Here is an 18,233-nt window from a genome sequence, read left to right as displayed (position 1 = left end):
GAGTTGATCATCGATGTCGAAGACCATCAACCGCGTGCTCTCCGGAGTACGACAGGGAAACGACTGGCTCGTGCTGGTGGTGACCGGGCTGGCGATGACGTTGGTTGCGGGCGTGGAGAGCCGGTGGGCGCGGATGCGTGCCTCGGGTGATCGTGGGTCGGAATCGGTGGAGAAGGCCATCACCGCCGCCGTCAGTGCGGCCGTGGCGATCGGGCTGATGATCGCTATTCGTGCGGCGGTGGAGAGCCATCAGGCGCAGATCAAATGACGTCGCGGACGCGTGGGCGCGCGGAGAACACCATGACACACAACGATAAACAGCCGCCGGTGACGGTGGGTGAGTTTGCCGAGGGGCCGGACATGATGCTGTGGAACCCTGACCTGCCCCGAGGCCGCTGGCGCCGGGAACGGGTGCGGGCGTTCTGCTCCCGCAGTGTGGTCCACGCGGGACTCTGCGGCGTGCTCGTGCTGATCCTCGGTTTCGCCGCTGGTGACACCGTCCTCATTGTCACGTTCATCGTGCTCGGCGCGATTGTCTTGTGCGGCGGCGTTGTGGTCGGCGTGGTCAATCTCGGCTATTGCGCCACCGACCACCAGCACGCCGGCGGACCTTGTCGCCTGGAGAGCACTCCGGGCGAATTCTTCTTCCGCACCAAGGATTTTACCGACATGGGTCCGGCCACGGGGAGGATCGCGGTGCGGGTGTTGGAGGCGGTTGCGGACCTGCACACCACCCCAGCCCGTGGATGGCTGGACCCGGACCTTCCGCGTTCGGCGCATCGGCTGGCCTGGCAGACACTGTCCAGCCTGGAGACCACCCGCACCACCCGCGCCCTGGCCGACCAGCTTGCCGCCGAGCCCGGCTACGGTGGGCTCGCGGAGACGCTGGAGGAGGCGATCGCGGGGATCGATCACCGGCTGACCGCTGTGGCCGAGCAGCTGACCGGATGTGTCGTGCTGACTCGGGAGTGGAGCCGGAAACTGCGCGACGCCGACCTGCGCGACCGGGTCGACCGCGAACTCGCCACGCTGGCCGGAGTCGCCGGCAAGGACCTGATCGTCGGGAGCGAGGCGCTGCTGCAGACGACGTTCGCCTGCGTCACTGCGGCGCGCGACCTCACCAACGCCCGATCCTTCCCCTGGGAACGCTCGCGCAACGACCGGTACGCCGCCGTCGGGCTCATGCCGTTCGCCTGCCACCGCGCCACGTAACTCGTCACGGAGAGAAGGACACGATGATGCCGACTGCTGAGGAGATCGAACGCCGCGTCGCCGAGCACGACCGGTCCCGCAGCGCGCAACGCGCTGCCCTGGCGACCCGGGTCGGTGACCTCGCGCAGCAGCGGGCCGCGATCGCTGCCCACCTGCGCGAGGTCGAGCAGGAACTCGGCGACGTGCTCGCCGAAGCCACCGCGGTGATGGACATCGCCGAGCTGGCGCGGTTCACCGATGTCCCCGCTCCCGATCTCACCCGATGGTTCAACGGCCGCAAACCCCAGCGCACCAAACGAAAAAAACCTGCAAGCGGCTCGGCTGGGACGAAAACCCCGGCGAGCCCATCATCGTCGGTGGCGCGGGCACTGGGAACCGGGGACTCATCGGCGTCGCGCGACGAACGCGGTGACCACAACGGCACGGCATCCGACGTCCCGCGGATTCCTGCGGAGGCGACGTGATGACCAGCCACTCCGAACTCGCCACCATTCGTCCTGTGTGGACACGGCTACGCGGGTCTCTCATTGCCCGGCTGGGCGGTGACCGCGGGTCGGAGTCGGTGGGATTGGCTGTGCTGTTCCCCGTGGTCTTGCTGCTGATCCTGGTGATCGTGCAGGGCGGCCTGTGGTGGCACGCACACACCATCGCCGCCCAAGCCGCGCAGGCCGGAGCCGACGCCGGCCGCCCGGTCACGGCCACCACCGCCGCGGCCGCCGACGCGGCCCGCTCCTTCACCTCGCGCGCCGGACAGGGCGTCCTCACCGGCCCTGCCGTGCACGCGGTAGTCACGGCCGACACCGTCCAGGTGACGGTCACCGGCGCCGCGCCGCGCCTGCTGCCGATTCCGGGCTGGGACATCCGGGTCGACGCGAGCGCCCGCACGGTCAAGGAACGCTTCACCCTCCCCAGCGGAGCTGGCTCATGAACCCCCGCGCCCGGCGTCGACCCGACGCTCGAGCCTGGCGCCAGTGCGACGCGGGTTCGGTGAGCGTCGAAGCCGCGATTCTGGTGCCCGCGCTGCTCTTCCTCGGTCTGCTGATCATTGCCGGTGCGCGGGCTTCCGCGGCGCAGCAGGCGCTCGATAACGCCGCCACGGCCGCCGCTCGCGCCGCCTCGCTGGCCCGCGGCCCCGCTGCCGCGCAGCAGGCCGGGACCACGGTCGCGCGGGAACGCTTGGTACGCGAGGGCCTCACCTGCCACGGATCCAGCGTGACGATCACCGCAGACGGCCTTGCCGTCGGCCGGGTGGGGCAGGTGCGGGCGAGCGTGACGTGCCAGGTTCCGCTCACGGATCTGGCGTTGCCGGTGCCGGGCGGGACCCGCACCTTGACCAGCGTCTTCACCAGCCCCACCGACCCGTACCGGGGCATCCCATGACCAGGACAGGGAATCCGCGGGATGCCGGGTCGGTCACCATCCTGGTCGCCGTCCTCGCGTTCGCGCTGCTGCTCGTGCTGGCGCTGGTGGTGGACGGTTCTGCGCGGACGCGGGCGATCGCCCGCGCCGACGCCCTCGCGGCCGAGGCCGCCCGCGCCGCCAACACCGCCGTCGACACCCGCAGCCATAACGTCGGTATCGACACCGCTACCGCTGCCCGCGCCGCGACCGACTACCTCGCCCGCACCGGACATCCCGGCCAGGTCACCATCACCGGGCCCCGCGCGGTCCGGGTGACCGTCACGGTCACCGAGCCCACCACCGTCGGCTTGCTGGGCGCGAGCCCGCAGGCCACCGGCACCGCACTGGCCGAACTCGGCATCGGCACCCGCACCGGCGGCATCCCATGACCTCCCGCACCGCGCAGCGGCTCCGCGGCGGGCTCGCCGCGCTGGCCCTGGGCGCCTTCCTTGCCGGCGTCCCGTGCGTGCTGCTCGCCCTCGGCGCCACGCCCGCCCGGCTGCTCCCGGATCGGTGGCCGGAACAGGTGCCGATCAGCCAGTGGCCCGAGCGGATCTGGAATGCGCTGCGGTGGGCCTGGCTCACCGGCGACCTCGTCGCCGACCTGATGATCGCCGTGGCCTGGGCAGGCTGGGGGCTGCTGACCCTCTCCGTGATCACCGAGTTCGTTCGCCAGATGGGGCACGGGGTCCGCGCCGCGCGGGGCGTGCTGGCCCGGGTCCCGGGCGGCCGCTGGATCGCCGGACTCGTCGCCGCCATCCTCGTAGCCACTTCCGTCGGCACCGCCTCCGCCACCGGCGCCCCCGCCGCCCCGGTCGCGGCGACCGCACCACCCTGGCCCCAGAAATCGACCACGACGCCGTCGACCGCAGCGGACACCGCTCAGATCGCGAACCGTACCGAGAGCGCTTCGGTGGCTCCCGCGGCGCGGCACGAGGACGCCGTGCCGTACACGGTGGTGCACGGCGACACCTTGTGGGGGCTAGCCGAACGGCACCTGGGCGCGGGCACCCGCTACCACGACATCGTCCAGCTCAACCCGAACCGCCTCGCGCACGGCGCCGACGAGCTACACCCCGGGTGGGTGCTGCTGCTCCCACCCGGGGCCCACAACCTCCCTCGCCCCGCGCCCGTCGCGGCGACCGGGCGGACGGTGATCGTCGCGCCGGGCGACACGCTCACCGCCATCGCCGCACGCGAACTCGACGACGCACAGCGGTGGCACGACCTGTTTGTCTGCAACGTCGGGCGCACCCAACCCGACGGCCGCGCCCTGCGCGATCCCGACCTGCTGCTGCCCGGCTGGCACCTGCACCTGCCCACCCCGCCGCCCGCCGACGGCCCGCCGCCGCCTCCGCCGGGCTCGGTACCCGCCCCGGCGCGCAGCAGCGCGCCGTCACCGCCCCCGCCTCGCGCACCAGAACCTGCGCACGAGCACGGCAATCACACCACTTCGGACACGGCGGTGTGGTTGCCCGGTGGTGGACTGGTCGGCCTGGGACTCGCCGTGAGCGTGGCGATCCTGCTGACCGTGGCGCGCTGCCGCCGTCGCGCCCACCGCACCCCCACCGGCCACCTCACACCGTCGCGCCGGACTCCGGGTTCCGCGGGAGCCGAGGTTCCCCAGCCGGGGCCCGTTGTGGCGGCACTCAACCAGGCCGCCTACACCCGCCATGCCGAATCCGAAAGCGACGCGGCCGAACCGGTACGCGCCCGCAGCGCCGCCGATGGCGAGGGACCTGCACCCGCGGGCGTGGGTGTGCGGCCACGGATCTGGCCACCGCCCGCGCCGCTCCTGACCGCCCACGCCGGCGGCGATACGCGCACCCTGGATCTGGCGGCCACGGCGGGGCTCGCCTTGGCCGGACCCGGCGCGCCGGCCGCGGCCCGCGCCGTGCTCGCCACCGTGCTCGCCGTCGACGCGCGCTATCCGGCCGAGGCACTGCTGGCCGACCCCGCCACCGCCGACCTCATCGTCGGACAGAGCGGAGATACCGCGCTGCACCGGGCCCCCGGGGTAGACGCGGCTCCTACAGAGACGGCGGCGCTCGCGCGGCTGCACACCGAACTCGCCCGACGCACTCGGCTGCGCGCCGACGACCAGCTCGACGCCGACCTCCACCACGACCACGGCCCAAGCGACGATCGCCGCCAGGAGCGCCTCGGCGAGAGCACGGAGCCGGTACCGCTGTTGCTGGTGGTGGCCCGCCCGTCGTCGCGGTGTCGGCGGGAATGGGCCCCGCTGCTCGAGCAAAGCCGCGCCGTCGGCATCCACGCCCTGCTCCTGCTGGGCGAGGACTACCGTGACGATGTCGGCGACGTCACGCAGCTGACCCTCGACCTCGAGGGCGTCATCACCGCCGCGCACGGCCCCGGCACCGACGCGATGGCCGGAGCACGCGCCGAAACCCTCACCCCCGCCGAAGCGGACGAGATCTGGCACCTGCTCGCCGCCGCCCGCACACTCGCACCCCGCCAGCCGCACGACGACACCTCCCCAGGCGGCCAAGCGACGGCCGGCGACCGCGGCGTCGACACCGCCGCTGCCCACGCCCCGCGGAACAACGTGCCGGCCACGACGGTGGGGGAGGAGGAAGCGGCTGTGGTGGTGCGGCTGCTTGGTGGGGTGCGGGTAGACGCTCGCGGCAGCCACGTCCGCGGGCTGCGGGCCCGCTCCCGGGAAGTCCTGGCCTACCTCACCGCCCACCAGCACGGCACCACCGCCGACACGCTGCGCGAGGCCGTCCTGCCCGACCAGCCCGCCGCACGGCTGCACGAGGCCATCTCCTACGCCCGCTCCGCCCTGCGCACCGCCACCGGCGCCGACGACGCGGTGTTCGTGCTCGCCGAGTCCGGCCGCTACCGCCTCGACCCGAAGGTCATCACCGCCGACGTGTGGACGCTGGAAGCCAGCCTCAACCGCGCGCGTACCACCACCGACCCGGACGCCCGGCTGGACGCCCTGCGCCGCGTCGTTCGTGTGTGCCGGGCCGGAGCGCCGCTGCAGGGCGCGCCGTATGCGTGGGCCGAACCGGTGGCTGAGCACTGGCGCAGCCACGCCGTCGACGCCCTCGTCGCGCTGGCCACCACGGTTCGCGACGACAATCCCGACGAGGCGCTCGACGCGCTCGCCGTCGCCCTCACCTGGGACCCCTACACCGAAGCGCTCTACCGCAGAACCATTGCCCTGCAACGCGACCTCGGCCGCCTGGATGCCGCCCACGCCACCTACCGGCGCCTGCACACCGCCCTACGCGAGATCGACCTCGAACCCGATCCCGACACAACCGCACTGCTCGATAAGGCGCCTATCCCGCAGCGATAACTCCACTGCTTCCGCTCTACCTAGAGTTGTGCTCCACTGCGGTCCAGCCCACCAACCGAAATACCTACCTTCAGCACATTAGGCGCGCACCATGAACAACACCGCTTTTCGTCGGCGCCACCACATTTCCGGACCGCAGCGGCCGACGCACATGAGGCGCGCGAGGACATTCCGCCTTATCGCCGCGGCCACACATCCCGCGCAGAACGCCCCGGGCAACGACATCCCTGTCGAGGCAGATGTACCCGCCAACCCCGGTGTCGGTCGGGCGTCATCCGGACCGTCATCCTGGACGTCGACGACACGTCGTCTGAAAGATGACCCCCCACTGACCCCCTTGCACCCCAACGCATCGCAGCTCAACCCGCCTTGCGCCGGGTGGCCGACGAGCCAGACTGGTCACGATAACCACTCCGCACGAGCCCCTCACCTCACAAGCTGCTCACCTCCTCGCGGCTCACGCCGCGGTTTCCCGTCGCATCCTGCAACAGGAAACAATTCCGCCACTCAACACCAGAATTGCGCCGCAATTCCAACCGGGATACGTGTCGGGTACGCGTGTGTGGGCGCGCATACGCGCAGGTCACGCGCTCGGCGCGGTCACGAAAAACCCGCAAAAACCCGCGCCCGGCTATTGCGTGCCCTACTGCATCGAGCTAGCGTGGAAATGTCAGCGGGAACGGAAACCGCAATACCCAACAATTCCGCACCCGCCCGAAATATGCCCGCACGACAGAACGGGACACCCATGACCATCATGTTCGACTATTTCCGGGTACTTCACGGCCACGAATTCGAACCCGACGACGACGGCATCACATTCCGCAGCCCGGGTGGCCGGGTGTCGGTGATCATCACCGATACCGAGGGGTCGCTCGCCGTGACCGCCCTCACCGGTGATCGCGCCCGGTTGGGCTGCTGGACCATCCAGATCAGCAACGCGCCCGCCGCGGTGCTCGACGCCGCCCTGCGCGCCGCCGAACCCAAACTAGCCACCTACGTCCACAGTGGACAAAGTGAGGTGTGACGATCATGGCTGACCATGCACGCACACGTGCGGGCGCCGCGCTCCGGCAGTACATGGACCGCGAGGTCGCCAAGGCGCCCGTACCCCCGGGCGACGTGCTCGCCCGCACCATCACCCGGCACGACGTACAGCAGTACGCCGAGTACTTCATCTGGGGACCCGGCCGTGACGTCGCCAGTCGAACCGACTGCGGGCACGGCTACAACCTCACCGACTCGTGCCCCTGCTGTGACGCCGACGACGACACCGACACACGAGTCCACAGTGGATAAACGGCGTACCTGCCACACGCTAGGACACGCCGGACTCGTACGACAGAACAGGAGACCCCATGAGTACCCATGCCATATTCGTCATCGGGCGCGACGGCACCTGGCTCGGCGCCCTCTACCGCGACAGCTACCCTGAAGGCATCGCCGCGGTCGGCCCCGGGCTCCTCGCCCTCACCGCCACCGACCCCGACACCTACCGCACCGCGGTCAACGACCTGCTCGCCGTGTGGGAAGACGACGAACGCGGGCACGCGGTCCAGCCGCAACACCGCAACGAACCCCCACCGTTCTACTACGACACGGCCTACGTGTACGCCTTCGACGGCACCAGGGTCCACATCCGCACACCGGACCACACGTGGATCCTCGCCACCGACCACCCCGACGTGCAGACCGCACTACACCGAAAGTGAGTCCACAATGGACACCACTCGTGCGCCTGACGAACGCGAAGAACTAACCAACAACCGCGGCGAGACCATCGCGGTCCTGGTGTGGAAAGACAACGGCAACGGTACGCGCTACGCCAATATCGATGATGGCACCCTGATCCGCAACCCCGACGGGACCGTCATTGCCAAATGCCAGGACCGCGCGGGAACCGTCCGGCGCTACACCATGCCAGACGCGGTTACCGCCTTCTACTGCCTCGGCCTGTCTGCGCACCGGTGCAACGGCATCAACGGCTGGCTCGAATTCTCGCTCATGCCGGGCTCAGCCGGGTGCGACTGAACGACCACCCAGTCTGCTCGGTCTGCACGAGTCCACAATGGACTAGCGACGTGATCTAACCGCCGTCACCGTAGGGAACATACGCTATGGGAACGATCATTCTCGGCACCGGAATTCTCACCTGGCACCCCGACGAACGGCGCACCGACCGCTACGGCGCCGTGCACCTCACCCGCACCCTCGACAACGCTGCGCCTGACCCGGTGGTGTTCGACACCGCCCCGGTCGGCGCACCTGGCCGGCTCGTGGCCGTCATCGTCGGCACCCGGCCCGCGTTCCACCTCGGCGACCTCGCCCGCGGCATCGGGCCGGATCCGGCCGCGGTCGGTGACCAGATCACGCTCGGCACCGGCACCCTGTTCGTCGAATCCTCCCGCTACGGCGCCACCGAAATCGGTGTAGCGCCCGACGACGGCCGCGACGACGCCTGGCTCGACCCGGCGGCGCTCTACCGATGCCACAGTCAGACGATCCGACTCGAACTACACCAACACCAGTCCACAATGGACTCAACACGGCGAAAGGAACCCCTGCGATGACCGCCACCGACCGCACCACGTCCACCGTGCCCGCCATCGACTACGACCGGGACCGATCCGGCTATGCCGGGTTCTTCACCGGCCGCGGCGACACCTCCACCGCGCACGGGCTGGCCGTTGCCTACACCCCCGACCCGCCACCCGAACCCGTGACCCTCGCGCTGCTCCCGGTCGGCCGGCGGCTACTGACCGCGACCAGCGAACCCGACTACCTCGACGCGCTCGGCGCGTTCGTCACCGGATGGCGCGCGGGCGGGTTCGGCGACGCCACCAGCGACCACACCGACCCGCCGCCCGCCTTAGGCACCTGCCCACCCGCCGACGGGAACCACGGCGGCGGCTGGACCGGCCCGGCCTACACCTTCGACAACGGCGAAGTCCTGTACTATCCCGCAGCGCGCGGGCGCCCGTGCCGACCGGGCAGGGGGCAATGGCACACCATCACCCTCACCGGCACGCCCGCGGCGCCGCGGGTCGAGCTCACCCCGGCGAGCCGCCGCTACGGTGAGTCCTATCTGGACACATGGGCTCTCGATCTTCCCGCGCTGGCGGCATGGCTCATGGCCGAACTCACCGCGCTCGGCCGTGATACCACCTCGCCGGTGTGGCCGGACGTGCGCTACGCCGCCGTGGCGAACACCGCCCGCGACGAGATCAAGCTCTACCTCTACGGCCTCGACGACGCCCCCGGCTCCCGCCGCCCGCCCACCGACACCGACCACCGTGCCTTCGCCGAGATCACCGCGCTGGCCACCGCCCACGGGTGGAGCAACCCGCACGACGAGAGCGACCACCGCTTCGGCCTGCACACCCACGTGGTCCGCACCTACGACGGCCCCGAACTGCGCGCCCAGGGACGGGGCCCGGGAACGATCACCGTGACCGACGACCCGAACCCGCTCTGGTAATGACCATCATGCCCCGGGCAGAGCGTCGAATCGGCACGTAATCAACCCACGGCGCGACGCCCACGACAGCAACACGACGCAGGAGTCCACAATGGATTGCGAAGACGTGATGACCGAGATCATGTCCGACTACCATCAGCTACTCGCTGACTACGGGTTCACCCGGGTCGACGACGGCAACGACGGCACGCTATTCCGGAGCCCCGATTGGATGGCCGCGGTGTCCGTCAACGACCGCGACGGTTCGCTCACCGTGACAGCGCTGACCGCTCCGAGGCGCAGCCCTCAGCTTATCCGCTGGAAGGTGCTCATCGACAACGCGCAACCCGACGCGCTCGACAACGCGTCCCTCGACATCCTCGACGCCGTCCTACGTGCGGCCGAACCCCAACTCAACCATGGCGTCCACAGTGGACGTACAGAGCGATAAGAGAGGTCACGGTCATGACCCGCTGCGCCACCATCTACCTAGGCCGAGGCCCGGACGCGATCCCGCTGGCAACCCTCCACACCGGGCATCACGCTTCCGAGAAGGTGTCGGTCCTGGTCGAATCCCTCGACGCGGGCTGCGACGCGCTCGCTGCCACCGATCTCGGCACCTACCTCGCCGCCGTCGCCGGCCTGGTCGACGGATGGGCTGACCGGGACTACGGCGACGTACACACCCCGGGAGACCCGCTGCGGCCCGATGATGCCCGGCATGCCTACAGCCTCACTTATGCCGCCGGATGGGCCTGGGTACGCGACTCCACCAATAGCATCTGGGTAGCGGCGACCACCGCCCGCGGGGGACGCCCGGAGAGCCGCGAGGACCTCCTGCGCGTACTCGCGTTCTACGAAGGCATCCCCGGCGACGTGTGCGGCGTGCTCCTGCGCGAGGAAACCCAGCGCTGAGCGGGCGGCGGCTCGCCAGCAAGACAGCGCAACAGTATCAAGTCCACTGTGGATAGTTGGTCATGGTATGACCAACTACGGTGCCGTCTATGTCGACCGGGATGCGGGCGCGGAATAGAACGGCAAGGTTTCGAGCCAACCGAACTCGACGCGGTCGCTCGGGACACGATCTCCTCGCTGGGACCAGATCCGCAATGACCTTGTGTGCAGGGCACACACATACAGGAATAGCTCCGCGCCCGGGTATGTGCGCGCTACGGCGGCTCGCCGTGCCGACAGTGCCCTACGCCCTACGGTGGGCGCCCCAGGCGGGCCGTGCCGGGCTACGGCCAGGTCCGTGCCTGCGAGGCCGGGCATGAAGAGCTGAGCCTGTGCGGCATGCTCGATCCGGAAACGTCCGGCAGAACGACCAAGTTCGAGCCGCCGACCAGATGAGCTGGGGCGATTTCTTCAACGCGCGTCCCGGCGCGCGAAGGCCGACACGCCATAGCTGCACACCGACCAACACGGGCACACCCGAAGTCCACAATGGATAGCAGTTCCCGGTGGCTTCCCGCGGGCTCTCCGGCCTGCTGACGGTCGGGAGGGGGTCGTGGTTCGCCGTCTATGCGGTCCAGACGAAGCTGGCGGGGGTGGTGCCGTCGTCGGCCGGGGTGATGGTGATCGTTCATGACCAGTCACAGCCCACGTTGCCGGGCAGCTTGCGGTGGTCGTAGCGGCGCCCGCAGCACATGGTCAAGGGCCGGTCGGGCACCAGCCAGTGGTAGGCCAGCAGTGAGACGTCGACCCAGGTCCGGCACGCGCAGCACGGGTAGGTCAGCACGGCGTAGCGGATCCTGTTGCCGCGTACGAGTACGGCGGGCGCGGTGACGCTGTCGCCGCGCCGGTAGGTGCGGCGGGTCACCGCTGCTGTCCCCGTTCGACGGTCGCGTGGGTGATCCCCGCGGACCGGATGTCCTCGACCAGCCGATCGGTCTCGCGGTCGTGCACACTGATCCGGGACCCGATCCCGATCACCGGCCCGGACACCCGGCGCGGCACGTCGGCGGCACGGTGGGCCTCGGGACTACCGCCACGACGGTGAGGCCGTCGTCACGAGGATGCTCGGCGACGGCGCCACCGGTGGTCGGCGGCGCCGTGCCTGGACGGGTGGGGTGGTTAGTCGGTGTGGATGAGCTGGTAGCGGCGCGGCTGGTCCTGGGTCAGTACGACGGTGCCTTTCTTGGTGAGCTTGTCCAGGGCGTTGCGTACCGCGCCGGAGGATCGGACCAGCTTGCGGCCGATCTCGCCCGCGGTGTAGGCGGTGCTGCGCCGGTCGGGCTCGGACAGGAAGTCCTCGACCAGGCCGTGCAGCGCGCCTTTGGGCAGCCGGCCGCTCGGCGGCGCGTCGGCGACCGGTGTCGCCGGGGTGGCCGGGGTCGCGGCGGTGGTGGGCGTCGCACGTCGGGGCGGGGTCGTGGTGTGCTTGCGGGGTGTCGGGGTGTTGTCGACCGGCTCCGGGGGCGCCCATCGGGCGGCGGCCTTGCGCTCGGCGGTGTCCTCGTTGATCAGTCGCACGGCCTGCCCGTCGGTGGCCCAGGCGGCCAGCAGCTTGGTCGCGGTGGAGGCGCCGATACCTGCCAGCTCGGCCAGCTCGCGGGCGGTCGTGCCCGGGTTGCGGCGCAGCGCGGTGCGCAGCTTGTCTGCGGCTGACGGGCCGCTGCTGCCGTTCGCCGGCGTTGTCGTGGTGGTGGTCTTCATCGTCGTGGTAGTGCGTGGCATGACGAGGCTCTCCCTTGAATCGTATGTCGCTTGTGGACGGTCACGCTCCCGTTGGGGCGTTTAGCCCTCCGGCGTTACTGGGGTGGTGCGGGCTATGCGTCCATGAACGCTCGATCCCGGGACAAAGTCAACGGGTCCATCCATACAAGACAGGTGTCTTTTTGCGGGGGACCTTTTCCGTTGTGTCACTTGACATTCCGACACGAGTCGAGCGTCGATGTGGACGCGCGGGAATCGCGCAACACCGCCTACGGAAGGACACCGCAACCATGCTGCGCACCAACCGCGCGACCGCGACGGAGCGGCGCCACGAGAACTACGTGATCGGCGACTATTACGACGACACGGCGGCCCTGCCGCTGACTGAGGTGGCCGAACGGCTCGAACGCGACATCCTCGACCTCCAGAGCGACGGCCTGATCGTCCGCGGCGCCGCGTTTGACATCACGGCCGAGGAATCCGGCCCGCAGCCCGTGCTGCGCGTGGCGGTGTCCTGGCTGGCGATACCGCCCTGGGCCACCGGGACAGATAGCGACGTCGTCCGCGACACGATCAGGGTCGTGTTCGAGCTGGCCAGCAACTACAACCGGGTCGAACGCCTGCGGCCCGACCGGTGCCGGTTCATCCTCGCGATCGACATCATGTCCGACTCCGGCACCGTCATCGGCGGATTCATCGGCACGATGCGTTTCCACGATTGGTGACCCGGCCTCGCGCGCCGGTGGTCGCCGTCCGCGACGAACGGCGACCACCGGCCTCCTGCGGCCGGTGTTTCGTTGCGGTGCTTGACATTCCGTACCGAGTCGAGCGTCCATCCGGTGGCCGAAAAACCTCGGCGTCCCGGCACATACTCCAGGACATGGAAGGAACACTGACTCATGAATGCGCCCCTGTTCGCCACCGTGACGGTGCGCGCCGGCGGCGTCGACGTGCACGGCACGTTCGGCTCGCGCGGTGATGCGGCGGTGGCCGCCGACTGGCTGACCGACGCCGACATCTACGCCCAACCGATCGCTTTGCACCCGCCGGACACCGACCTGCTGACCACCCGCGCCACCGCCGAGCTGACCGGCGACGTGATCGAGCTGCCCGCCCCGGTCGCCGACCTGCTCGCCGCCCACGACACCGAGCCGGACACGACCGGTGCGGTGGTGGTGTCGCTGCTGATCGACCCGCCCGCCCGGCGGCTCGCGCTGTTCGTCGGCCCGTTCGACACCCGGGGCGAGGCGCGGGCGTGGATGGCCGAGGCCGCGGGCGCCGCGCGCTCGGGTACGTACCGGGCCGGCCTACGGATCCACCCGCTGCACCGCACCGACTCGGTCCCCGTGGCGACCGAGGCACCCGGACCGGACCCCGCGCCGCTCGCGGCCGAGGGGGTGGCCTGACATGACCGTCCGGCAAGGGATCACACCCGCCACGCCCGTCCCGGTGGACAGCACACGAAGCCTCGCGGACCTCCGGCCGGCGGAGGGGCTGGGCCGCGGGACCGCGGTGTTGATCGCCGACGGCAGTATCCAGGCGGTCCCGATGCGGATGCCGCCCGGTGCCTGGGCGCTCCTGGTCACCGCCGCCGACCGACAGACCACCCACGGCGAGATCGTGCTGTTCGCCGGGGAATGGCGCGAGCACGAATACCCAGCATCCGGGTGCGAGGGCGACCTCATTCTGCGGTTAGCCCCGCCCGTGACAGCCAACGCCGCCGAGGACACGGTGGCCGTGCAACTCGCAATAGCCGCCTATGGCGAATGGATACCCGCGGGCACGTGGCCGAGTCTCGGCCACGACTGGCCCGCCGTGGTGGCCCCGGCCGCCGCCGCCATCATGGGCACCTACATCGCCGCCGCGGAAGCCGAGCCGCCCATGCCGCGGTCGATGCGAGTGGTCGGTAACCGGGTGGTGCGGCGGATCGGCTTGCTTGACCTGCTCGATGCGGGCCTGCTGGTTGAGGGAGAGGAGTTGCTTTACCGGCGGCCCAGTCTCGGAGTGCACCGCAGCGGCCAGGTGGTTGGACAGGGCATGCTGCAGTTGGATGACGGGCGGACGTGCACCTCCCTCTCGGCCGCGAACGCCGCGCTGGGTAGCCCTCACCAGAGCGGATGGAAAACCTGGTTCCGCGCACGCGACGGACGCCCCATGTTCGAACTCCGCGACGACTACAAGTCCACTATGGATGGACGTCATGGTGTGGGGTGAGGTGCCGCGCATGACCCCGGGCGCGGCTCGCCGAGTGTCCACACCGGACGCAGCGTGGGCCGTGCTCGCCACCTTCCACAACCCGCACTGGACCGCCCCGGTCCGTGAGACGCCCGGCCTGCTCCGCCACCGCCGCCACGACTGCGAACTGCGGGTGCGTGCCGCCGACGGGGTGGTGTGCTACGTCGCGTTCCACACCCCCAGTGAACCCGCCAGGCCGCGCCCGGCGCGCGTACGGCTGGCACCGGCACGGCGAGGCCGACGCGGCGGCGCCGGAACCGTCTGGCCCACCACCTGGCGCGAACTCCGCGCCCGGCTGCGGGCGGCCGGATGTGAGCTTGGCCGCCGCGGAAAGCACTGGCACGTCGCGTTGCCCAGCGGCCACACTTACACGCTCCCGTGTACCGCGTCGGACCATCGCTCGTTGCGCAACGCCGCCCATGAGCTGGCCGGACTCGGCGTTGACCTTCGCCGCCAGAACGAGCATCGCCATCGACGCGTGGGTTGACCTCGTTCGGGTGGATCGCGGATAGTCATCGAACGCCCGCTCGGATCTCACCGTGCTGCCTACACCATCGAGAGCCTCTGGTGCCGGATCTCGTCTGGCGCATGTGGCGGAGGAGCCCATTAGGTTCTCCTCCGCCACAACTGCCTGGGAGTTAGCCAGTGATGTCCTTGGTCCACGACCAGTCGCCGGGGCGATCGCTGAGGCGCTGGAGGGCGATTCTGACGCAGTCAGAGAGGCTAGCGGCTTCCGCACGGATACCGCCTTGCTCGCCCATTACCGCGCCCGAGAGCACGACAGTCCAGGCCTCGCCTCCTTCGGCCATTCGTTCATCGTCGACCTTGATCAGTGCTGTGACGCCAGCTTCGGCCAGACGTGTCATCAGCGTTTCGATATCCATAAGATGTCCCTAATTTAGTAGCCACGCAGCGCTGCAGCGATGTCGCCAACTTCGCGGAGTTCTCCCTTGCCTACCTTGTCAATGACCGACCTCAGGTCCATCGAAGTCGGTCCGCTAATTACGCCATTGCGCGCCATGAGTATCTCGACAACCGTTTGCGCCGTACGCTTGTTGCCGTTGTTGTACATGTGACCGCCAGCGATGTCTCGTACTATTACTGCCGCTTTTTCCCAGAAACTATTGTAGCGGCTAGCGTTGATCATCATGTTCTCGGGGGATCCATTCAGTAGGAACTCACCCCCGAAGGATCGGTTAATAGAGTTCAACTCGTCGCCGAGTATGCCGATCTTGAATCCGCCGAGGCCGCAGGCAGGGCTGCTGTTGTGCACTAGTGCTGATGCTTCACCGGTGGTCACGTAGTACGTGTGCAGGTCGCCGACCGTGAGATTGTAGACTCTCAACGATTCAGCGTGCCGCCGAATGCTGGTCACCACGGTAGGTGTGCCACTGGCGGAGTGGAGATGTTCGCCAGACTGAAGACTTCCCGCCTTGACCCACTGCTTTAGTTCTTCTACCCAGAACGGGTGGTTCTCGGTCGCCTGGATCGTTGACACTTGACCGGCGGAAGACAGCTGAACATCGACCAGGCGTTTGACGCCATTGCCAGTGATCACCTGGGTCACAGGCTGGACACCTGTCCGTCGAGTTACCGGATCGGCTGCCGCGACACGATCCCCGACCTGAACATCCTCAAGCGGTCTCGACGTCCCATCGTGGAGAAGAACACGAGTTTTGCCGGTGAAGCTGTTCGGCGCACACCACGTAAAGGCCTTCGCGGCTTCGTTTGCAAGGTTTGACCTTGTCGCCTGCTGCTCGACGAAGGACTCCTCCATGGCGGCTGCGGCTCTGGAGGTTACCCAGATGTCGCCGACGGTGATGGCCATCCAGGAGGTGAAGGCGGTGCCTTCGGGAATGATCGAGGCGGCGAGTACTCCGCACGGTTCGAATGCTGCGCAGGCTAGTGCTGCGGCGAGTCCGGCCCCGTAGATGGCGATTTGTCGATCAAGTCCGGCGAGGCCGTTGAGCACGTCTCCGCTGATTTGGAAGGCTAGGTCTGCTTCGAAGGTGGGGCTGAGGATGCCGGCGTAGCACTGTCGGTTGAAGTTGCCGTTCGACTTGGCGATATGGTCGCAGATGTGGCTGCGATCAAGATACGCCATCATTTTTTCGGCGTCGGGCTTTTTCGCGAATTCTAGGCAGTCCTGATAGAGGGTCTGGCCCTTGTTTTTGTAGACCGCCTCGCAGTGCAGAACAAGCTGGCCGTACTGCAGTTTTCGGTCCTGCTCGATTCTCTCTTGCGCCACCCCTAACGCGTGGTGGGCCGCGTCGGCTGCCTTGCGGGCATCGTCGCCTGCGTTTTTGGCGGCGATGAAGGCGTCGTGTGCGGAGTTGTAGGCATCGCGGGCGTAGCCTGCGGCGAGGTTGGCCGAGGAGGCTGCCCATACCGCCGAGCGGGCCGCTTGTCCAGCGGACTGTTCGGCGGAGGCGGCTGCGGTGCGCGCGGTCGCGGCGGACTGAGCCGCTTTTTGCGCGGAGTTCTGCGCCTCGATCGCCGATTCGTGGGCTTGCTTGGCGTAGATGCCTGCTTGCGTGGCATCGGTCTCGGCTTGGCGTGCGTAGCCTGTGGCAGCGTCCGCGGCCCCACGTGCTGTGGCGGCTGCGGCCTGGGCCTCGTTGGCGTCGTGTGATGCTTGCTGCGCGGACTGAGCGGCCTGGGCGAGCAGCCCGAGGACCTCGGCGTTGTGCGTGGCGGTGTCCATGTCCCGTTGGGCGGCGGCGAACTGCCCGGTGACGAGGAAGTCGTGCAACATACCCTGGGTGCCGTCGAGCGCGACCTGCGCGGCAGCCTTCAGCTCGGGGCCACTGGCCTCGGCGGACAAGATCTGGTTGGCCTTGATCCGCTCGTCGTGGTCGGCTGTCGAGTACTGGTCCGTGGTGAGGAACTGCCGCAATGCTTGCGCGGAACCGTCGTTGAGTGCTTGCTGAGCGGCATCACGGGTGATGGTGTTGCCTGCTTGCTGGGCCGAGGCTAGGACTTGGTTGACCGCGATGCGGTCGTCGGTCTGCCGTTCCGGGTAGTCCTGGGTGCGCAGGAACGTCTGCACGTCCGCGTCGGTGCCGGCCAGGGCGGCGTTGGCGGCCTTCTTGAAACCGTCGGTCCCGGTCTTGACGAGGTTGCTCAATGTGAGGCGGTCATCCTGCGCGGCCGCGGCTGCCATCCCGGTGCGGATGTAGTCCATCACCATGATGTCGGGTTCGGACAGTGCCGCGTTGGCGGCGGCCTGCGTCCATGGCCCTCCGGTGGCGCTCAGGGCAAGCGCGACCTTGCGTGCATCGGTCACCGCGAGTCCCGGGTCGGTCCCGGCCGCAGTGGCTTCGCTGATCAGCCGGTTGGTCTCGGCGGTGCGGAGCGCGTCCTGGGTCTTGTTCCACTTGTCGACGATCCTCACCTGCCCGGCCGCGGCGGCCAGGCCTCGGGCGAGTTCGTCGTTCTGCTCGGCTTCGGTCGCCAGCCGGGTGGCGTCGGCTTGCCGGGCGGCCTCGTAGACCTTCTTCGCCTGGTTCGCGGCGTCGATCGCGGCCTGCGCGGCGGCCGTGGCCGCGTTTGCGTGTTCGGTAGCCTGCCTGGCCGCGTCGGCGGCCTGACCAGCGTGCTCAGCAGCATCCCTCGCGGCCGCAGCGGCGGCCTGTGCGTCCGACGCGGCGCGATCGGCCGCGGCGGCGGAGGCATACGCTGCGTCGGACGCGACCGCAGCGAACGCACTGGCGGCGTTGGCGGCACGATTGGCGCGGTCGGCGTTCGCGCGGGCGGCCGCTGCGGCCCGGCGTGCCTCGGCGGCGTTCGCGCCGGAGCTGGCGGCGTTGTTGGCTGCGTCGGCCGCGGCGCGTGCTGCGTCGGCCGCGTGGTTGCCCGCCGAGCCGGCGGCTGAGGCGGCGGCCTTGGCGGAGTCCGCCGACTGACCGGCGAGCCGCGCTGCGGCTGCGGCGTCCTTGGCGCTGGAGG

The 18,233-nt window shown here is 69.3% G+C and carries 24 protein-coding genes; 19 read left to right on the top strand and 5 right to left on the bottom strand.

Annotated features, from left to right (window positions below; all coding sequences use genetic code 11):
* The first annotated feature begins 13 nt into the window (after positions 1 to 13).
* The 15 genes from ACFW0G_RS09905 (at position 14) to ACFW0G_RS09835 (ending at position 10,310) form a co-directional block, all read left to right on the top strand.
* Entirely contained in the window at positions 14 to 268 is a 255-nt protein-coding gene (locus ACFW0G_RS09905) for a hypothetical protein (RefSeq protein WP_378324551.1), read from the top strand.
* 32 nt (positions 269 to 300) lie between these two features.
* A complete protein-coding gene (locus ACFW0G_RS09900) occupies positions 301 to 1,212 on the top strand; it encodes a hypothetical protein (protein ID WP_378324550.1) in 912 nt (303 codons plus the stop codon).
* Between the two features lie 26 nt (positions 1,213 to 1,238).
* Positions 1,239 to 1,676 (top strand): hypothetical protein, encoded by a 438-nt coding sequence (locus ACFW0G_RS09895; protein WP_378324549.1) that lies wholly within the window; start codon positions 1,239 to 1,241, stop codon positions 1,674 to 1,676.
* On the top strand, positions 1,676 to 2,140 hold the full coding sequence (locus ACFW0G_RS09890; protein WP_378324548.1) for a TadE/TadG family type IV pilus assembly protein: 465 nt from the start codon (positions 1,676 to 1,678) through the stop codon (positions 2,138 to 2,140). Before ACFW0G_RS09895 ends, ACFW0G_RS09890 begins: the two co-directional genes overlap by 1 nt.
* Positions 2,137 to 2,592, top strand: a complete 456-nt coding sequence (locus ACFW0G_RS09885) for a TadE family protein (RefSeq protein ID WP_378324546.1) — start codon at positions 2,137 to 2,139, stop codon at positions 2,590 to 2,592. Before ACFW0G_RS09890 ends, ACFW0G_RS09885 begins: the two co-directional genes overlap by 4 nt.
* Entirely contained in the window at positions 2,589 to 3,002 is a 414-nt protein-coding gene (locus ACFW0G_RS09880; protein ID WP_378324545.1) for a hypothetical protein, read from the top strand. The genes ACFW0G_RS09885 and ACFW0G_RS09880 overlap by 4 nt, the downstream gene beginning before the upstream one ends.
* Positions 2,999 to 5,938, top strand: coding sequence for a LysM peptidoglycan-binding domain-containing protein (locus ACFW0G_RS09875; protein WP_378324543.1), 2,940 nt, complete (start codon positions 2,999 to 3,001; stop codon positions 5,936 to 5,938). The genes ACFW0G_RS09880 and ACFW0G_RS09875 overlap by 4 nt, the downstream gene beginning before the upstream one ends.
* A 748-nt stretch (positions 5,939 to 6,686) precedes the next feature.
* On the top strand, positions 6,687 to 6,965 hold the full coding sequence (locus ACFW0G_RS09870) for a hypothetical protein (protein ID WP_378324542.1): 279 nt from the start codon (positions 6,687 to 6,689) through the stop codon (positions 6,963 to 6,965).
* A gap of 5 nt (positions 6,966 to 6,970) precedes the next feature.
* Positions 6,971 to 7,237 carry a hypothetical protein gene (locus ACFW0G_RS09865; protein ID WP_378324541.1) on the top strand — a complete coding sequence of 89 codons (267 nt, stop codon included), beginning with the start codon at positions 6,971 to 6,973 and terminating at the stop codon, positions 7,235 to 7,237.
* A 59-nt stretch (positions 7,238 to 7,296) separates the two neighbouring features.
* Positions 7,297 to 7,650 carry a hypothetical protein gene (locus ACFW0G_RS09860; RefSeq protein ID WP_378324540.1) on the top strand — a complete coding sequence of 118 codons (354 nt, stop codon included), beginning with the start codon at positions 7,297 to 7,299 and terminating at the stop codon, positions 7,648 to 7,650.
* Between the two features lie 7 nt (positions 7,651 to 7,657).
* Positions 7,658 to 7,969 (top strand): hypothetical protein, encoded by a 312-nt coding sequence (locus ACFW0G_RS09855; RefSeq protein ID WP_378324539.1) that lies wholly within the window; start codon positions 7,658 to 7,660, stop codon positions 7,967 to 7,969.
* An 86-nt stretch (positions 7,970 to 8,055) separates the two neighbouring features.
* A complete protein-coding gene (locus tag ACFW0G_RS09850) occupies positions 8,056 to 8,508 on the top strand; it encodes a hypothetical protein (RefSeq protein WP_378324538.1) in 453 nt (150 codons plus the stop codon).
* Complete coding sequence (locus ACFW0G_RS09845; protein ID WP_378324537.1) at positions 8,505 to 9,416, top strand: hypothetical protein; 912 nt, start codon at positions 8,505 to 8,507, stop codon at positions 9,414 to 9,416. The genes ACFW0G_RS09850 and ACFW0G_RS09845 overlap by 4 nt, the downstream gene beginning before the upstream one ends.
* Before the next feature lie 109 nt (positions 9,417 to 9,525).
* Positions 9,526 to 9,846 (top strand): hypothetical protein, encoded by a 321-nt coding sequence (locus ACFW0G_RS09840; RefSeq protein ID WP_378324536.1) that lies wholly within the window; start codon positions 9,526 to 9,528, stop codon positions 9,844 to 9,846.
* Positions 9,847 to 9,860: 14 nt separating this feature from the next.
* The gene (locus tag ACFW0G_RS09835) at positions 9,861 to 10,310 is read left to right on the top strand and encodes a hypothetical protein (protein ID WP_378324535.1); all 450 of its coding nucleotides are present in this window, start codon (positions 9,861 to 9,863) and stop codon (positions 10,308 to 10,310) included.
* Positions 10,311 to 10,977: 667 nt separating this feature from the next.
* On the opposite strand, the gene ACFW0G_RS09830 is transcribed toward ACFW0G_RS09835, so the two are convergent.
* From ACFW0G_RS09830 to ACFW0G_RS09820, 3 genes are all read right to left on the bottom strand, one after another.
* Positions 10,978 to 11,214, bottom strand: a complete 237-nt coding sequence (locus ACFW0G_RS09830; protein WP_378324534.1) for a hypothetical protein — start codon at positions 11,212 to 11,214, stop codon at positions 10,978 to 10,980.
* Complete coding sequence (locus tag ACFW0G_RS09825; protein ID WP_378324533.1) at positions 11,211 to 11,351, bottom strand: hypothetical protein; 141 nt, start codon at positions 11,349 to 11,351, stop codon at positions 11,211 to 11,213. The genes ACFW0G_RS09830 and ACFW0G_RS09825 overlap by 4 nt, the downstream gene beginning before the upstream one ends.
* A 117-nt stretch (positions 11,352 to 11,468) precedes the next feature.
* Positions 11,469 to 12,071 (bottom strand): hypothetical protein, encoded by a 603-nt coding sequence (locus ACFW0G_RS09820; RefSeq protein WP_378324531.1) that lies wholly within the window; start codon positions 12,069 to 12,071, stop codon positions 11,469 to 11,471.
* A 269-nt stretch (positions 12,072 to 12,340) separates the two neighbouring features.
* On the opposite strand from ACFW0G_RS09820, the gene ACFW0G_RS09815 reads away from it, so the two are divergent.
* From ACFW0G_RS09815 to ACFW0G_RS09800, 4 genes are all read left to right on the top strand, one after another.
* A complete protein-coding gene (locus ACFW0G_RS09815; RefSeq protein ID WP_378324530.1) occupies positions 12,341 to 12,775 on the top strand; it encodes a hypothetical protein in 435 nt (144 codons plus the stop codon).
* A 174-nt stretch (positions 12,776 to 12,949) separates the two neighbouring features.
* Positions 12,950 to 13,456, top strand: coding sequence for a hypothetical protein (locus ACFW0G_RS09810; RefSeq protein ID WP_378324528.1), 507 nt, complete (start codon positions 12,950 to 12,952; stop codon positions 13,454 to 13,456).
* Position 13,457: 1 nt separating this feature from the next.
* Positions 13,458 to 14,264: a hypothetical protein gene (locus tag ACFW0G_RS09805; RefSeq protein WP_378324527.1), complete on the top strand. Its 807-nt coding sequence runs from the start codon at positions 13,458 to 13,460 to the stop codon at positions 14,262 to 14,264.
* Positions 14,265 to 14,274: 10 nt separating this feature from the next.
* Entirely contained in the window at positions 14,275 to 14,772 is a 498-nt protein-coding gene (locus ACFW0G_RS09800; RefSeq protein WP_378324526.1) for a hypothetical protein, read from the top strand.
* Between the two features lie 151 nt (positions 14,773 to 14,923).
* On the opposite strand, the gene ACFW0G_RS09795 is transcribed toward ACFW0G_RS09800, so the two are convergent.
* Both ACFW0G_RS09795 and ACFW0G_RS09790 read right to left on the bottom strand, forming a co-directional pair.
* Positions 14,924 to 15,169: a hypothetical protein gene (locus ACFW0G_RS09795; RefSeq protein ID WP_378324525.1), complete on the bottom strand. Its 246-nt coding sequence runs from the start codon at positions 15,167 to 15,169 to the stop codon at positions 14,924 to 14,926.
* Between the two features lie 14 nt (positions 15,170 to 15,183).
* A partial coding sequence (locus tag ACFW0G_RS09790; protein WP_378324524.1) for a polymorphic toxin-type HINT domain-containing protein occupies positions 15,184 to 18,233 on the bottom strand: 3,050 nt, incomplete at its 5' end.

Source organism: Amycolatopsis sp. NPDC058986 (assembly GCF_042741125.1).
GTDB lineage: Bacteria > Actinomycetota > Actinomycetes > Mycobacteriales > Pseudonocardiaceae > Amycolatopsis.
Note: the sequence above shows the minus strand (reverse complement) of the source record. Positions and strands in the feature narration are given on the sequence as shown.

Coding starts and splice junctions, on each gene's coding strand:
- ACFW0G_RS09885 (WP_378324546.1), top strand. CDS start 2,137: ATGAACCCCCGCGCCCGGCGTCGACCCGACGCTCGAGCCTGGCGCCAG.
- ACFW0G_RS09845 (WP_378324537.1), top strand. CDS start 8,505: ATGACCGCCACCGACCGCACCACGTCCACCGTGCCCGCCATCGACTAC.
- ACFW0G_RS09840 (WP_378324536.1), top strand. CDS start 9,526: ATGACCGAGATCATGTCCGACTACCATCAGCTACTCGCTGACTACGGG.
- ACFW0G_RS09855 (WP_378324539.1), top strand. CDS start 7,658: ATGGACACCACTCGTGCGCCTGACGAACGCGAAGAACTAACCAACAAC.
- ACFW0G_RS09800 (WP_378324526.1), top strand. CDS start 14,275: ATGACCCCGGGCGCGGCTCGCCGAGTGTCCACACCGGACGCAGCGTGG.
- ACFW0G_RS09850 (WP_378324538.1), top strand. CDS start 8,056: ATGGGAACGATCATTCTCGGCACCGGAATTCTCACCTGGCACCCCGAC.
- ACFW0G_RS09835 (WP_378324535.1), top strand. CDS start 9,861: ATGACCCGCTGCGCCACCATCTACCTAGGCCGAGGCCCGGACGCGATC.
- ACFW0G_RS09860 (WP_378324540.1), top strand. CDS start 7,297: ATGAGTACCCATGCCATATTCGTCATCGGGCGCGACGGCACCTGGCTC.
- ACFW0G_RS09890 (WP_378324548.1), top strand. CDS start 1,676: ATGACCAGCCACTCCGAACTCGCCACCATTCGTCCTGTGTGGACACGG.
- ACFW0G_RS09895 (WP_378324549.1), top strand. CDS start 1,239: ATGCCGACTGCTGAGGAGATCGAACGCCGCGTCGCCGAGCACGACCGG.
- ACFW0G_RS09810 (WP_378324528.1), top strand. CDS start 12,950: ATGAATGCGCCCCTGTTCGCCACCGTGACGGTGCGCGCCGGCGGCGTC.
- ACFW0G_RS09875 (WP_378324543.1), top strand. CDS start 2,999: ATGACCTCCCGCACCGCGCAGCGGCTCCGCGGCGGGCTCGCCGCGCTG.
- ACFW0G_RS09900 (WP_378324550.1), top strand. CDS start 301: ATGACACACAACGATAAACAGCCGCCGGTGACGGTGGGTGAGTTTGCC.
- ACFW0G_RS09815 (WP_378324530.1), top strand. CDS start 12,341: ATGCTGCGCACCAACCGCGCGACCGCGACGGAGCGGCGCCACGAGAAC.
- ACFW0G_RS09880 (WP_378324545.1), top strand. CDS start 2,589: ATGACCAGGACAGGGAATCCGCGGGATGCCGGGTCGGTCACCATCCTG.
- ACFW0G_RS09870 (WP_378324542.1), top strand. CDS start 6,687: ATGACCATCATGTTCGACTATTTCCGGGTACTTCACGGCCACGAATTC.
- ACFW0G_RS09865 (WP_378324541.1), top strand. CDS start 6,971: ATGGCTGACCATGCACGCACACGTGCGGGCGCCGCGCTCCGGCAGTAC.
- ACFW0G_RS09820 (WP_378324531.1), bottom strand. CDS start 12,071: ATGCCACGCACTACCACGACGATGAAGACCACCACCACGACAACGCCG.
- ACFW0G_RS09795 (WP_378324525.1), bottom strand. CDS start 15,169: ATGGATATCGAAACGCTGATGACACGTCTGGCCGAAGCTGGCGTCACA.
- ACFW0G_RS09805 (WP_378324527.1), top strand. CDS start 13,458: ATGACCGTCCGGCAAGGGATCACACCCGCCACGCCCGTCCCGGTGGAC.
- ACFW0G_RS09905 (WP_378324551.1), top strand. CDS start 14: ATGTCGAAGACCATCAACCGCGTGCTCTCCGGAGTACGACAGGGAAAC.